The sequence below is a fragment of the Nonomuraea longicatena genome (assembly GCF_039525605.1).
Lineage (GTDB): Bacteria > Actinomycetota > Actinomycetes > Streptosporangiales > Streptosporangiaceae > Nonomuraea > Nonomuraea longicatena.
The window spans coordinates 345850-360781 of the sequence record NZ_BAAAHQ010000008.1 but is presented as its reverse complement, the minus strand read 5'-3'; the positions used below and the strand labels follow the sequence as shown (position 1 = coordinate 360781).

Below are 14932 nucleotides of genomic sequence, written 5' to 3'. Positions count from 1 at the left end.
CCCCTTACGAGGAGTTCGACGGTGCCCACGAACCTGCCTGTGGTTCCCAACGCCTTCATCGGCCGCGAGTCCGATGTGGAGGAGTTGCTCCAGTTGTTGTCCGCCGTGCGGATAGTGACGTTGTGCGGCACCGGCGGCATCGGCAAGACCCGATTGTGCCTCAGCGTCGCCCGCGACGCGGTCGAGGTGTTCACCGACGGCGTGTGGCTGGTCGAACTGGCCGAGCTCGACAGCGGCGACCTGCTGGCCGAGCGCGTGGCCGCCGTCCTGGGCGTCCAGGTTCCGCCCGGCGGCGAGCCGACCGAGGCGGTGGCCGACGCGGTCGGCGGCGGCGGGCAGCTCCTGGTGCTCGACAACTGCGAGCACCTGGTGGACGACTGCGCCCGCCTGTGCGGCGCCCTGCTGGCGGCCTGCCCCGAGCTGCGGATCCTGACCACGAGCCGGGAGCCGCTGCGGGTGGCCGGCGAGACCGTCTGGCGGGTGCCGCCGCTGTCGCTGGCGCCCGCGGAGGGAGGCAGCGACGCCGTCCGGCTGTTCGTGGACCGCGCGGCCGCGAGCGGTGACCGTACCCTGACCGGCCGCCACGACGCGGCCGTCCACTCCCTGTGCGCCGAGCTGGAGGGCATCCCGCTGGCGATCGAGCTGGCGGCGGCGATGACCAGGGTGCTGTCCGTCGAGCAGATCAGGGCCCGGCTGTCCGACCGCTTCCGGCTGCTGACCAGCGGTTCGCGCTCGGCGCCGCCCCGGCAGCGCACGTTGCTGGCGACGGTCGAGTGGAGCTACCGCATGCTGAGCACCCCCGCCCAGCTCCTGCTGCGGCGGCTGACGGTCTTCCTCGGCGGCTGGACCCTCGACCTGGCCGAGCTGTGCTGCTCGGGTGACGGGCTGCCGCCGGAGGCGGTGCTGACGACGCTGTCGGAGCTGGTCGACAAGTCGCTGGTGCTGGCCGACGGCGAGGCGGGCGGCGAGATCCGCTACCGGATGCTCGACACGGTGCGCGAGTACGCGCGGCAGTCGCTCGACGACGGCGACCACGAGGTGCTGAAGCGGCGCCATCTGGAGAGCATGAGCCTGATGGCGCGGCGCATGGGCGAACTGATCGCCACCTTCGACCGCTCCCAATGGCCCGAGATCACCCGCATGGCGCTGGTGCTCGACGTGATGCAGCCCAACCTGTACGCGGCGCTGCGGTACGCCGTGCGGGTCGGCGAGATCGAGCAGGGCCTGCGCATCTGCGTCGACCTGCAGTGGGTGATCGTCGCGAGCGGCCGGTTCGACCCGGCCGCCGGGCACCTGGACGCGCTGCTGCGGGCGTCCGGCCCGGCCGCGCCGGTCGGCCTGGTGGCCCACGCGATGGGGATCCGGGCCTTGGCCTGCTTCTTCGGCGGCGACCTCGCCGGGGTCGAGCACCACGCCCGCGAGGCGATCCGGCTCGGCCGGGCCGGCGGCCACCTGGCAGGCCAGAGCATGGGCACGGCGCTGGCCTGCGCGGTCGGCGTGGAGGAGGACGGCCTCACCCTCGACCTCGCGGCCGAGCTGGCCGAGCGGGCGGGCGATGTGTACCTCCGGGCGCTGACCGTGTACATCAAGGCGGTGCTCACCCAGGCGGCGGGCCGGCTGCGCGAGGCGGCGCGACTGTACGAGGAACTGGTGGACGTCCACCGCGACTGCAACGACTGGGGCATGGCGCTCGGCGTGATCGGCCTGGCGCAGCTCGCCTACGCCCGCCGCGACCTGGAGGCGGCCGCCCGCCACTACCAGTACGCGCAGGAGCTGCTCCACCCGCTCGACCACCGGGGCGAGCGCATCAGCTGCCTGGTCGGCCTCGGCCGGATCTCGATCGAGCTGGGCGACTTCGACGGCGCCCGTGCCCGGCTGGCCGAGAGCCTGGCGCTCAGTTCCGGCCTCGGGCAGCGGGCGGCGGCGGTCGAACTGGTCGACGCCTTCGCGGAGCTGGCGCAGCGCGAGGGCGATCACGCCAGGGCGGTACGCCTGGCCGCTGCGGCCTCGGCGCTGCGCGAGCGGATGGGCGGCGGCTTCCTCCTGGGCGCGGGCGCGCGGGCGCAGGAGGTCCTGGCGCCCGCGCGGCGCGAGCTCAGCGAGCCGGTGGCGGCGCGGCTGTGGGCGGAGGGCCGCTCGATGCCGTGGCACCAGGCGATCGAGTACGCCGTCGGCGAGCCGTCCCCCGATCCGCTGCCGTCGGCGCCGGTGGCCGTGCCACACAGCACGCTCACCGAGCGGGAGCGGGAGATCGCCCTGCTGATCGCACGCGGCCTGTCCAACCGGGCGCTGGCCGACGAACTGGTCATCAGCCCCGCCACGGTGGCTCGGCACGTGAGCAACATCCTGGCCAAGCTGGGCTTCTCCTCGCGGACCCAGATCGCCACCTGGGCGCTCGACCAGCGGCAGCCGGGCTGATCGGCCTTCGTTCGCCCGTCGAGACCACGGGTTCGCTCCGGAACGGGGAGGGGGTCAGCTGAGGCCGGGGTTTCGGCGGGCGCTCCACACCGCCAGCCCAGCCGCCAGGACGAGAACTCCGGCGAGCCAGAGGATGCCCTGCAGTGGCAGGGCATCGACGATGGTGCCGCCGGCCAGGGCGCCGAGGCCGATCGAGAGGTTGAACACCGCCACCCACAGGGCGGAGGCTTCCTCGATCGCCTGTGGCGCGGACCTCATCATCCACGTCTGGAGGCTCGTGGAGACCCCGCCGTACACCAGGCCCCAGACGACCAGCAGCACCACCCCGCCCACAGCGGTGAGCCCCGCGACGGGGTAGAGCAGCACGATCACCCCCAAGGCGGCGGTGATGGTGAGGACCGTCCGGTGGAGGCGCTTCGCCACGGCGGCACCCGCGATGAAGTTTCCCGCGATGCCCGCCAGGCCGAACCCGAACAGCAGCGGCCCGACGAATCGCGCGTCGATGCCGGAAAGATCCCGCAGCACGGGGCTGATGAACGTGTAGGCGGCGAAGTGGCCGGTCACGATCAGGAAAGTCGCGAGGATGCCGATCCGCACGCCCGGGTTGCGAAACTGGTCGGCCAGCCGCCGCAGGCCGACGGGCCGCGCGGCGGTCAACGGCGGCAGCACGACCAGCAGGACCACGAGCACGATCAGGGCGAGGACGCTCAGTGCGCCGAACGCGATCCGCCAGTTCGCCAGCCCGCCGATCATCGTGCCGATGGGGACGCCGAAGACGTTCGCGGCCCCGACGCCGCCGAAGATGATCGCGGTGGCGCGCGGCACCAGCGGGGCGGGGACGAGCCGGACGGCCAGGCCGCCGGCGATGGCCCAGAACCCGCCGATCGCCACCCCGGCCACCACGCGGGCGGTGATCAGGAGCGGATAGTTCGGGGCCAGGGCGGAGGCCAGGTTGGCGAGCGTCATCAGTCCCATCAGGGCGACGAGCAGGATCCGGCGATCCATCCTGCCGACGAGTATCGGCACCAGCGGAGCCGAGATGGCGGCGACGATGCTGGGGACCGTGACCATCAAGCCCGCCGCGCCCTCGGAGACCGACAGTGCCGATCCGACGGGGGTGAGCAGCCCGATGGGCAGCTGCTCGGCCGTCACCAGGAGAAATGTGCCGAAGGCCACGGCGGAGACCGCGATCCAATTCCTCGCTGACACCTCTCGCCCGGTCATCGCAGGGTCCGTTACCGTCACGTCGAGTTCTCCCTCTCTCATTTGGGAGCGATCGCTCCCATATGACGGCACACCCTAATACGGGAGCGATCGCTCCACAACTTTGGTAGAGTGGCGCACATGGCACGCCCCAGGGAGTTCGACGAGCAGGACGTGATCGCCAAGGCGAGCGACCTGTTCTGGCGTCGCGGCTACAACGCCACGTCAGTGCGCGATCTGGGTGCCGAGCTCAACCTCAAACAAAGCAGCCTGTATCGCACCTTCAACGACAAGCACACACTGTTCTTGCGGGCGCTGGACCACTATCGGGCGACCGAGTCCGCGCAAGCCGAAGAGCTGCTCAACGCCTCCGGCCCCAGCCTCGAAGTCCTGCGGGACTGGCTGATCTGGATGATCGGCCACGATGCGGGCCGCGGCTGCTTCGTGGTCAACACGGCTACCGAACTCGGCACGACCGACCCCGAGATCCGGCAGCGGACCGAGGCCGCTTTCGAGGTCACCAGGAGAACCCTGGCGTCACTGCTGGGCCGCGGCATCCGCGACGGCGACCTGCCCGCCGCTTTGGACGTCGAGGCCGCAGTGGAGCTGCTGTTCACGACGGTGCTCGGACTGCGCGTCCGCGAACGCGCCGGACACGACCCCCAATGGCTCGTCACGGCGATCGACTTCACGATCGCCATGCTCGCGACATCCGCGACCTGACCCAGGGCCTGAGCTGTCTACACATCCTGTGGCACGCGCGCCTACATCGAGGAATGGCGATCTCGGAGCATGTGCGAGATCCGCGTGCGGCATACGGTTCACTCAGAGATCGGCCACCGGCACGAGATCGCGGACCCAGAGGTGTCGTCCGGGTTCCCGCACCCGCGACCCCGTGCCAGGCCGGTCGTTTCGGGAGCGTCACGGGCCCGGCGGCGGGGCAGGGCCACCTCGGAGGGGTGGGGGTTTTGCCCCGTGGGCACGTGACAGCGGGCCCGAGCCGCGCAGGGCTCGGGCCCGCCCCCTGCCCTCCGGCGGGCGCGGTCACGGTGAGCGAATGCATATGCGGCTACACACATCGGTGGATGCGTCCTACATAACCCGGTCGTACCGTCCTGCATATGAAGCCGATCCTCTCGTCCACCCGTGTCGTGACCGGTGAAGTCCTCGGCCGGGCCCGTGAACGGGGCGACCGTCCGGCGCTGGTCGATCTGCACGGCGGGCTGGTGTTCGGCTACCGCAAGCTGGTCACCGAGGTGACGGGGGCGGCCTCCGGCCTGGTGTGCCGGGGGATGCGGCGCGACCACGTGGTGGGTGTGCACGTGCGCACGACGGGCGCGCAGACGCTGGCCGTGCACACGGTGCTGGCGGCCGGTGGGCTGGTGGTGCCGCTCGATCCGGATCTGCCCGCGCACGAGCTCGCGGGGGTGCTGACGCGGCTGGACGTCAGGACCCTGATCACCACCCCCGATCTGGCCAGGTACGCGCTGCCCGCCGTCGAGTCGTCCCGGGTCCGCCAGGTGATCGCGTTCGGCCGGATGGCGGCGGCGGTCGACTTCGCCGAGTTGCGCACGACGGCGCCGACCCGGCTGCCCGGTCCGGACGCGGCGGCGCCGGGCGCGCTGCTGCTGGCCGACGGCCGGGTGGTCACGCACGCGGCGCTGCTCGACCGGATGGCCGAACTCGGCGGCCGAATCCGGCTGGGCACCGACGACGTGGTGCTGTCCACGTGGCGGCCCGACGGGGGCCACGACCTGATCGCGCTCGTGGGCGCGGCCGTACTGAGCGGGTCGCTGCTGGTGGCGGCCTCGGTGGACGTGCCGGGCACCATGCACGACTTCGGTGTCACCGTGATCACCCGCCCCGGCGGGCACCTCGAACGTCGCTGAGCTGTTATCAGCGCACACCTTGACGGCCCGGCGGCCGGAATGGGTTGATGGCCGTACTGACAACGTTGTCAAGCTGAGTTCGTTCGGGGGGTCTCGAAGGGACGGTGTGCGATGCGTCGACGGTGGTTGGCGGCCGTCGCGATCACGCTGCTGGGCGTGACCGCCTGCGGTGGCGGTGGCGAAACCAAAGCGGCCCAGAGCGAAGTGACGGTGTTCTCCTGGTGGACGGGCCCGGGTGAAGCCGACGGTCTGAAGGCCATGCGGGAGATCTTCGAAAAGCAGAACCCGAATCTGAAGTTCATCGACGGCGCGGTGGCCGGAGGGTCGGGCGACCAGGCCAAGGCGCTGCTCCAGACCAAGTTGCAGGGCGGCGAGCCGCCGGACTCCTTCCAGGGCCACGCGGGCGCCGAACTCCAGGGATACATCAAGGCCGGACAACTCGAAGACCTCACCTCCCTGTACGACGAGCTCAAGCTCAAGGACGCCTTCCCCGCGCAGCTCGTCGAGCAGATCAGCGTCGAGGGCAAGATCTACTCGGTGCCGGTGAACATCCACCGCTCGAACGTGCTGTGGTTCAACCCGGCCGTCTTGACGGAGGCGGGCGTCGCGGGCCCGCCGAAGACGATCGAGGAGTTCACCGCCGCGCTGGAGAAGGTCAAGGCGACGGGCAAGATCCCGCTGTCGATCGGCTCCGAGTGGACGGTCACCCACCTGCTGGAGAACGTGCTGCTCGGCTCGCTCGGAACCGACGCCTACAACGCCCTGTTCAAGCCGGGCGCCGACTGGGGCGGCCCGGCCGTGACCAAGGCGCTGGAGAGCTTCGCCACGATCCTGTCGTACGCGGGCGACTCCCAGGACGACTGGCAGCCGGCCGCCAAGCAGGTGGCCGACGGGCAGGCGGCCTTCAACGTGATGGGCGACTGGGCGTACGGGTTCTTCCGCAACCCGGCGCCCAACGGCCTGAGCAAGACCGCCAAGAAGGACTTCGACTGGGCGCCCGCGCCCGGCACCGACGGCACGTACCTGTGGCTGTCCGACAGTTTCACCCTGCCCAAGGGGGCCAAGAACAGGGACGGCGCGCTGGCGTGGCTGAAGGTCGCGGCGGGCAAGGAGGGCCAGGACGCGTTCAACCCGAAGAAGGGCTCGATCCCGGCGCGCAAGGACGCCGACGCCGCGTTGTACACCGACTATCTGGGCGAGGCGCTGAAGGACTGGTCGAGCGACAAGCTGGCCGGGTCGGTGCAGCACGGCGTGAGCGTCAGCCAGCCGTGGCTGTCGGCGATCAACGAGCAGGTCGGCCTGTTCCTCGGCAAGAAGGACGTGGCGGCGTTGCAGAAGGGCCTGGCCGAGGCGGCCGCCGCGAACACGCAGTGATCGGGTGCGGCGGGCGCCCGTGGCGTCCGCCGCACTGCTCCGTCGAAAGGGATGGTTGTGAGGCGGGCACGCACCTGGCTGCCTGGGCTCCTCCTCGTGGCGCCGTCGATCCTCGCGATCGGCGTGTTCGTGTACGGCATGCTCGGCTGGAACATCCGGCTGGCCATGACGGACAAGCACAGTGAGGTGGCCGAGGGGAACTTCGTCGGGCTGAAGAACTTCGTCGACATCTGGGAGCTGGAGCGGTGGCACCTGTCGGTGCGGCACGCGATCGTGTTCACGGTCGTGTTCGTGCTGGGGGCGCTGCTGCTGGGCTGGCTGCTCGCCTTCCTCATGGAGAGGGGGATCAGGGGCGAGGGGACGTTCCGGGCGATCTATCTGTTCCCGATGGCGATCTCGTTCGTGGCGACCGGGATCGTGTGGCGGTGGCTGATGAACTCGGGCACCGGGGAACGGGCGGTGGGGCTGAACCGGCTGCTCGATGTGTTCGGGCTGCCGCAGTGGGCGTGGTTCAAGGATCCGGATTGGGGGATGGCCGCGATGGCCATCCCAGCAATCTGGCAAATGTCCGGATATGTCATGGCACTGTTTCTGGCGGGGTTCCGGGGCGTGCCGGAGGAGTTGCGTGAGGCCGCGCGGGTGGACGGATGCACCGAATGGGGCGTCTACCGGCACATCGTGCTGCCGCTGCTGCGCCCGGTCACCCTGTCCGCGCTGATCATCCTCGGGCACATCTCGCTCAAGGTCTTCGACCTCATCGTCGCGGTGTCGGGCAAGCAGATCGTCACCGACGTACCGGCCGTGTTCATGTGGGTGTCGGTGTTCGACGCGCACGACCCGGCCAAGGGGGCCACGATCGCGACGTACATCGTGCTGGCCGTGGCCGTGTTCGTGATCCCGTACCTCATCTGGTCCGTACGGAAGGACAGGCGCGCATGACGGCCGTCGCGGCCCGCGGGCGGGCCTTCACCGGTATGCGGGCGGCGGCGCTGATCGCCTTCGTGGTGGTCTTCCTCGTCCCGGTCTACGTGCTGCTGGTGACCAGCTTCAAGCCGCTCACCGAGGCCGATCCCGGTCAGGCGTGGAACCTGCCGCAGACGTGGACGTCCGAGGCGTGGCAGGTGGCGTGGGACAAGCTCGCGCCGGGCATCTGGAACAGCGTGCTGGTGGCGGTGCCGGGGTCGCTGCTGTCGTGCGCGCTCGGGTCGATGAACGGGTACGTGCTGTCCAAATGGCGCTTCCCGGGCGCGGACCTGCTGTTCACCCTGTTCCTGTTCGGGATGTTCATCCCGTACCAGGGGGTGATGATCCCGCTGGTGCAGCTACTGGTGGGGCTGAACGAGCTGGCCGGGACGCAGGGCGTGTTCTACGGGGGGATCCCGGGCCTGGTGCTGGCGCACGTGGTGTACGGGATCCCGATCTGCACGCTGATCTTCCGCAACTACTACGTGACGGTGCCGGACGAGCTGATCGAGGCGTCGCGGGTGGACGGCGCGGGCATGCTGCGCACGTACTGGTCGGTGGTGCTGCCGGTGTCGGGGCCCGCCTTCGCGGTGGTGATCATCTGGCAGTTCACGTCGCTGTGGAACGACTTCCTGTTCGCGGTGTTCATCACGGGCCCGAGCAGCTGGCCGACGACGGTGATGCTGAACAACATCGCCGGCGCCCAGACGACGCCGTACAGCCAGCAGATGGCGGCCGCGCTGCTGTCGTCGATCCCGACGATGCTGATCTACATCCTCCTCGGCCGCTTCTTCATGCGCGGCCTGATGGCGGGCGCATTGAAGGGCTGAAGGTGTCACGGCCGGTCCAGCGCCGCCTGGATGACCGTGCGGGTGATGGCCGCCACCGTCGTCACGTCGGACTGCTCCAGCAGGACCGCCACCGCCACCTCCGGGTCCTCCGCCGGCGCGAACGCCGCCACCGTCGCATGGTCGGGCGCCCCCGCCACCCCCGCCGACGCCCCCGTCTTGGCCGCCACCGTGATCCCCGGGATCGCCACCCCCGCCCCCGTCCCGCTGGGCCGGGCCACCGCCACCATCATCGCCGCGATCTCGTTCGCTGCCGACGCCGACAGCGCCGACCGGTACTCCCCCGGCGTCGCCCGGTTGATCACCGACCCGTCCGGCAGCCGCGCCTCCTCCACCAGGTACGGCCGCATCAGCGCCCCCTGGTTGGCCACCGCCGCCGCCATCATGGCCAGCATCAGCGGCGTCACCCGCACCTCGAAGCGCCCGATCGCCGACAGCGCGGTCTGCGCCCGGTCCATCCCCTTCGGATACACGCTCTCGGCCACCCCCAGCGGGACCTCCAGGTCGTCGGCGTTGAAGCCGAACCGCTCGGCCTGCCGCCGCAGCGCCTCCTGCCCGAGGTCGAGCCCGATGCCCGCGAACGCCGTGTCGCACGACATCTGAAAGGCGTACACGAGCGGCGGATACCCGTCACCGCAGGCCGCGCCGCCCGCGTTGGTCACCTGGGTGGCCACGCCCGGCAACGCGAGCCGGGTGGGCGCGTCCACCTTGACCGACATCGTGTACGCGCCCGACGCCAGGGCCGCCGCCGAGGTGACGATCCCGAACACGGCGCCGGGCGGGTAGTGACGGGCGAGGGCCCGGTTCAGCAGCGGCCGCTGCGGGTCGGCGCGCAGCAGCCGGTCCGCCTCCGCGAGCGCGTCCGGGTCGAAGCCGGTGTACGCGTTCGGGTCGTAGGAGGGGTGGGACACCAGCGCGAGGACCGCCCCGGTCTCCGGGTTGAGCGCCACGGCCGCGCCTCTGCGCCCGCTGGCCCGCAGCGCCTCGTAGGCGGCGAGTTGCACCCGCGCGCTGATCGTGAGCTGCACGTCGGCGCCGTCCGCGACGCCGTCCTTCACCAGGGCGCGCACCTTGACCTTGGGGTCGTCGCCGGACAGCACCTCGTCCTCGGTGTGCTCGATGCCGGTCTCGTCGTAGAGCGACTGGTAGCCGGTGACGGGCGCGTACACCCCGCCTCCCGGATAGAGGCGCTGGTAGGCGTACGGTCCCCCGCTCTGCTTCACGCTGGTCGCCACGGGCTCGCCCTCGGTGGTGAGGATGTCGCCGCGCGGGTGCTCGAACCGGTCGATGAGCGCCCGCTGGTTGCGCGGGTCGAGGTTGAGGGTGCCCGACTGGAACGCCTGGATGTAGGTGATGTTGGCCAGTGACGCGAAGAGCATCGCGGCGCACACGAGCGCGACACGGCGAAGCGGGATGTTGATCCGTTTTGCCCTGGGTCCGGCCATGCACCTCGGTCTAGCAGCCGCACCCCCAAGCCCTGGCTACCGGACGCTCCGGTAGTAGGAAATCTTGCTCTTGATGTAGCGCTGCCGTTCGACGAGGCCCGCGATCTGCGCCTTGACGCGGCGGTCGTGTTCTTCGAGGAGGGCGACGCGGTCGGCGACGGTGTGCTCGCCGGCGCGGACCAGTTCGGCGAAGCGCAGCATCTCGGCGATGGGCATGCCGGTGTCGCGCAGGCACTTGAGCAGGCCGAGCCAGCCCACGTCCTCCGGCGTGAAACGGCGCTGACCGGCGGCGTTGCGGTCGATGTCGACGAGCAGGCCGATCTTCTCGTAGTACCGGATCGTGTCGATGCTGAACCCGGTCTCCTCGACCACCTCAGCAGGCGTGTAGACGCTCACGTCCGCCATGCTCCCACCTGGAGTGCACTCCAGGTCAAGCGCTTGACATGGAGTGCGCTCCAGGTCTCACAGTCTGGGGCATGAGATTCGCACTGGGCACGATCCCCTTCGGCACCGCCGTGAACGAGCGGGACACCTTCGCCATCCTCGACCGCTTCGCCGAAGCGGGCGGCACCGTCCTCGACACCGCCAACAACTACCCCTTCTGGATCGAGGGGTGCACCGGCGACGAGAGCGAGCAGGCGATCGGCGCGTGGCTGGCCGCGCGGGGCAATCGTGACCGGATGGTGCTGAGCACGAAGGTGGGGGCGCGCCCGGTGGACCCGGCCGACCTGTCGCGGTACGAGGGGCTGTCGGCCCCGGTGATCGCCAAGGCGGTCGAGGGCAGCCTGCGCAGGTTGCGGACGGACTACATCGACGTGTACTGGTCGCACGTGGAGGACCGGAGCGTGACGCTGGAGGAGACGCTCGGCGCCTTCCACGAGCTGACCGCGGACGGCCGGGTGCGCGAGATCGGTGCGAGCAACGTGCCCGCGTGGCGGCTGGAGCGGGCCAGGGCGGTGGCGCGGGCGAACGGCTGGACACCGTACACCCACGTGCAGTCGCGGCACACCTACCTGCGGCCGCGTCCGAACGCGAGGCTGGCGGAGAGCGCGCACGTGCTGGTCACCGACGACCTGCTCGACTACGTCGCGGACACGCCGGACCTGACGTTGTGGCCGTACAACACGCTGCTGGCCGGTGCCTACACGCGTGAGGACCGGCCGCTGCCCGAGTCCTACGACCACCCGGGGACGGCGCGGCGGCTCAAGGTGCTGCGGGAGGTGGCGATCGAGGTGGGCGCCACGCCCAACCAGGTCGTGCTGGCCTGGCTCATCGCCGACGGTCATCTCCCGATCGTCGGTGTCAGTTCGCTCGCCCAGTTGGAGGAGGCCGTCACGGGGGCGTCTCTCTCCCTCGACGGCGACCAGAAGAAAAGGATGGCGGAGGCATGGTAAGGATGAATCTGCACTCGGGAACGATCTATCTCTCGGGGTCGGGCATGTGGTTCATGCCGACCACCGGCCGCGTCAGGGCAGATGATCGGCGAGGTAGCGGCGTACCAGCCGCTTACACTCGGCGATCAGTTGCTCGTCGCCGTCGGGATGAACCCGGAACGCGAGCTTGAGCACCGCGTCCCCGGCTTCGACGGCGACCAGCAGGGCGCGGTCGAGGCCGGGGGCGGCCGGGGCGTCGAGCAGGGTGTGCAGCCGGTCGGCGACGATCGCGTTGTTCTCAAGCGCCGAGTCGAGCATGCGGTTGGTGCCCTTCATGGCGGGACCGCCGGGCGCGGACAGCACCTCGCCGAAGTCGACCACCCCGAACCCGGGCGTGGTGCGCTTCATGGCGACGAACTCGTCGATCGCGAGATCGACGAGGGCGGTCCAGTGGCCGGGCCGCGCCTCGGTGAGCAGTTCGCTCACCCGGGTCAGGAAGGCGTCGAGGTTGCGCAGGGCCAGCGCGCGCACGAGGGCCTGCTTGTCACGGAAGAACTGGTAGAACGTGCCGATCGGCACCCCGGCGCGACGGGCGACCGCCTTGGTGGTCAACGCGTCGTATCCGACCTCGTCCAGCAGGAGCGCGCACTCGTCGAGCATCCGCTCGACGCGTTCGAGGCTGCGGCGCTGGGCCGGGCGACGGCGCAAGGTACTCGTCATGCCGTCCATCCTGGACCATTACCAGCTGGTACGGTCGCGCCCTTTCCCACCCCGCTGACCTGAGCCATACTCACCTCACATGAGCACCTTCCTGTGGGGAACGGCCACCGCCGCCTACCAGATCGAGGGCGCGGCGGCCGAGGACGGCCGGGGACCGTCCATCTGGGACACCTTCTCCCACACCCCGGGCCGGGTGCGCGACGGGCACACCGGCGACGTGGCCTGCGACCACTACCACCGCTTCGCCGAGGACGTCGCGCTCATGGCGGGCCTCGGCGTCAACGCCTACCGCTTCTCGATCTCCTGGCCGCGCGTGCTGCCCGCCGGCTCCGGCGCGGTCAACGCGAAGGGCCTCGACTTCTACGAACGCCTGGTCGACACCCTGCTCGCGGCGGGCATCGCCCCGGTGCCGACGCTGTTCCACTGGGACCTGCCGCAGGAGCTCGAAGACCGGGGCGGCTGGCTGAACCGCGACGTGTCCGCCCTGTTCGCCGACTACGCGGCCGTCGTCGCCGACCGGCTGGCCGACCGGGTGCCGATGTGGATCACGCTGAACGAGCCGTTCGTCCACATGGCCTTCGGCTACGGCCTCGGCGTCCACGCCCCCGGCCGCACCCTGCTCGTGGAGGCGCTGCCCACCGCCCACCACCAGTTGCTCGGACACGGCCTGGCCGTGCGGGCCCTGCGCGCGGCCGGTGCCGGGAAGGTGCTGATCGCCAACAACCACACCCCCGTGTGGCCCGCCTCCGGCCACCCCGGCGACCAGGTGGCGGCGCGGGCCTACGACACGCTGCACAACCGGCTGTTCCTCGACCCGCTGCTGCTGGGCGCCTATCCCGACCTCTCGGCGTACGGGAACGGGATGGACGGCGTGCGCGACGGCGACCTCGGCGTGATCTCCACCCCGATCGACGGCCTGGGGATCAACTACTACAACCCCACCCGGATCGCCGCTCCCACCGAGGACGGGCTGCCGTTCGCCGAGGCGCCCCTCACCGGCTACCCCACCACCGCGTTCGGCTGGCCGGTCGTCCCCGACGGCCTGCGCGAGCTGCTGGTCGGCCTCACCACCCGGTACGGCACCGCCCTGCCGCCCCTGTACGTCACGGAGAACGGCTGCTCCCAGGACGACACCCGCTCCCCCGGCGGCACGGTGGACGACCCGGCGCGCATCGCCTACCTGGAGGGCCACCTCGCGGCCGTCGAGCGGGCCCGCGCCGAGGGCGCCGACGTGCGCGGCTACTTCGTCTGGTCGCTGCTGGACAACTTCGAGTGGGCCGAGGGCTACCACCAGCGCTTCGGCCTGGTGCACGTCGACTTCGCGACCGGCGAGCGCACCCCCAAGGCGTCCTACCACTGGCTGCGCGACCACCTCGCCCGGCTCTCCTGAACGCGACACACCCGCAGGTCACCGGCCTGATCGGGGGTGTCGCCGATCGGTCAGGAATCGAGAAGAGCCGAAGCCTCGCGACGGATAGCGTGAAACCACATCACGCGGACACGAGCGAAGGAGCATCGGTGATGAGCAAGGAATCCAGCGGCAAGGACCCGACGTCGGCGGAGGCGTTCTCCGAGCGGGAGCGGGCCGCGCTGAAGGACCGCGCCGCCGAGCTGAAGACGGAGGCCCGGCGCTCCCGCAGCGCGGACAAGGCGGCGGCCGACGAGGCCGACGTGCTGGAGAAGATCTCCCAGATGCCGGAGGAGGACCGGCGGCTGGCCGAGAAGGTGCACGCGCTCGTGACCCTCGCCGCCCCCGAGCTGGCGCCGAAGCTGTACTACGGGCAGCCGGCCTACGCCAGGAACGGGAAGATCGTGTGCTTCTTCCGCAGCGGGCAGGGGGACAAGGAGCGCTACTCGACGTTCGGCTTCGGCGTGGAGGCGAAGCTCGACGACCCCACCGGCCTGTGGCCGACCGCGTACGCGCTGACCGACCTGAGCGACGCGGCGTGGGAGACGCTGTCCGAGCTGGTCACGCGGGCCGCGAGCTGAGCACGGATTCACGGAAGGAGCAGAACATGATCTTGTGGCTGGACACCGTCACCCTGGCGGCGACCGATGTGCAGGAGACGGGCGTGTTCTACCGGAGCGCCCTCTCCGCCGGTAGCGCCGACCACGGCGAGTCGATCGACCTGGACATGCAGGGCACCGGGCGCTTCGCCCTGGCCGGGACCGAGGCGCTGGCCGCCGACGCCGGGGCCGCGCCCGCGACCTCCGGTTTCCGGGGCTTCGTCCTCACCTACAACCTCGACCAGCCCGCCGAGGTCAAGGCCGTGATGGAGGCCGCCGTCCGGCACGGCGCCGAACTCCTCAAGCCCGCCAAGAAGGCGCTGTTCGGCTCCTTCTCGGGAGCGTTCCACGCGCCCGACGGCTCGGTCTGGAAGCTGGCGGCGGGCACCGGCAAGGACACCGCCCCCGCGGCTGAGTACCCTCGCCCGACCGAGACCACGGTCATCCTCGGCGTCAAGGACCCGAAGACCTCCAGGACCTTCTACGAGGCGCTGGGGATGAAGACGGACCGCGACTACGGCGACAAGTACATCGACTTCCACCCCGCCGAAGGGGCCTCCCGGCTGTGCCTGATGCAGCGCGAGGTCCTCGCCAAGGACGCCGGCGTCGTCCACGAGGGCTCCGGGTTCCCCGCGATGGTGCTCGGCCACCGCGCCGAGTCCGCCGCCGAGGTGGACGCGCTGCTGGCGGGC

Annotated in this window: 14 protein-coding genes; 10 read left to right on the top strand and 4 right to left on the bottom strand. The window is 70.8% G+C overall.

The features are described from left to right. Positions 1–21: 21 nt before the first annotated feature. Positions 22–2418 (top strand): LuxR C-terminal-related transcriptional regulator, encoded by a 2397-nt coding sequence (locus ABD120_RS10880; RefSeq protein WP_343949634.1) that lies wholly within the window; start codon positions 22–24, stop codon positions 2416–2418. 54 nt (positions 2419–2472) lie between these two features. Here the strand turns inward: ABD120_RS10880 and ABD120_RS10875 are convergent, their stop codons facing one another. Continuing rightward, positions 2473–3642, bottom strand: a complete 1170-nt coding sequence (locus ABD120_RS10875) for an MFS transporter (RefSeq protein ID WP_343949679.1) — start codon at positions 3640–3642, stop codon at positions 2473–2475. 120 nt (positions 3643–3762) lie between these two features. On the opposite strand from ABD120_RS10875, the gene ABD120_RS10870 reads away from it, so the two are divergent. From ABD120_RS10870 to ABD120_RS10850, 5 genes are all read left to right on the top strand, one after another. After that, on the top strand, positions 3763–4344 hold the full coding sequence (locus ABD120_RS10870; protein ID WP_343949633.1) for a TetR/AcrR family transcriptional regulator: 582 nt from the start codon (positions 3763–3765) through the stop codon (positions 4342–4344). Positions 4345–4742: 398 nt separating this feature from the next. Beyond that, on the top strand, positions 4743–5510 hold the full coding sequence (locus ABD120_RS10865; protein ID WP_343949632.1) for an AMP-binding protein: 768 nt from the start codon (positions 4743–4745) through the stop codon (positions 5508–5510). Positions 5511–5621: 111 nt separating this feature from the next. Further along, entirely contained in the window at positions 5622–6884 is a 1263-nt protein-coding gene (locus ABD120_RS10860) for an ABC transporter substrate-binding protein (RefSeq protein ID WP_343949631.1), read from the top strand. Between the two features lie 51 nt (positions 6885–6935). Next, positions 6936–7823 carry a carbohydrate ABC transporter permease gene (locus ABD120_RS10855; RefSeq protein ID WP_425563953.1) on the top strand — a complete coding sequence of 296 codons (888 nt, stop codon included), beginning with the start codon at positions 6936–6938 and terminating at the stop codon, positions 7821–7823. Further along, entirely contained in the window at positions 7820–8677 is an 858-nt protein-coding gene (locus tag ABD120_RS10850; protein ID WP_425563952.1) for a carbohydrate ABC transporter permease, read from the top strand. The genes ABD120_RS10855 and ABD120_RS10850 overlap by 4 nt, the downstream gene beginning before the upstream one ends. Positions 8678–8682: 5 nt before the next feature. Here the strand turns inward: ABD120_RS10850 and ABD120_RS10845 are convergent, their stop codons facing one another. Continuing rightward, positions 8683–10140, bottom strand: a complete 1458-nt coding sequence (locus ABD120_RS10845; protein WP_343949628.1) for a penicillin-binding transpeptidase domain-containing protein — start codon at positions 10138–10140, stop codon at positions 8683–8685. Positions 10141–10176: 36 nt separating this feature from the next. After that, on the bottom strand, positions 10177–10545 hold the full coding sequence (locus ABD120_RS10840) for a MerR family transcriptional regulator (RefSeq protein ID WP_343949627.1): 369 nt from the start codon (positions 10543–10545) through the stop codon (positions 10177–10179). A 71-nt stretch (positions 10546–10616) separates the two neighbouring features. Here ABD120_RS10840 and ABD120_RS10835 point away from each other — a divergent pair, with 71 nt between their 5' ends. After that, positions 10617–11534, top strand: a complete 918-nt coding sequence (locus tag ABD120_RS10835) for an aldo/keto reductase (RefSeq protein ID WP_343949626.1) — start codon at positions 10617–10619, stop codon at positions 11532–11534. Positions 11535–11606: 72 nt separating this feature from the next. Here the strand turns inward: ABD120_RS10835 and ABD120_RS10830 are convergent, their stop codons facing one another. Continuing rightward, positions 11607–12233 carry a TetR/AcrR family transcriptional regulator gene (locus ABD120_RS10830; protein WP_343949625.1) on the bottom strand — a complete coding sequence of 209 codons (627 nt, stop codon included), beginning with the start codon at positions 12231–12233 and terminating at the stop codon, positions 11607–11609. Positions 12234–12312: 79 nt separating this feature from the next. Between ABD120_RS10830 and ABD120_RS10825 the strand changes: the two genes are divergently transcribed. The 3 genes from ABD120_RS10825 to ABD120_RS10815 form a co-directional block, all read left to right on the top strand. Beyond that, the gene (locus ABD120_RS10825; RefSeq protein ID WP_343949624.1) at positions 12313–13623 is read left to right on the top strand and encodes a GH1 family beta-glucosidase; all 1311 of its coding nucleotides are present in this window, start codon (positions 12313–12315) and stop codon (positions 13621–13623) included. 131 nt (positions 13624–13754) lie between these two features. Beyond that, the gene (locus ABD120_RS10820; RefSeq protein WP_343949623.1) at positions 13755–14222 is read left to right on the top strand and encodes a DUF1801 domain-containing protein; all 468 of its coding nucleotides are present in this window, start codon (positions 13755–13757) and stop codon (positions 14220–14222) included. A gap of 26 nt (positions 14223–14248) precedes the next feature. Continuing rightward, the coding region (locus ABD120_RS10815) for a hypothetical protein (RefSeq protein WP_343949622.1) at positions 14249–14932 on the top strand (684 nt) is incomplete at its 3' end.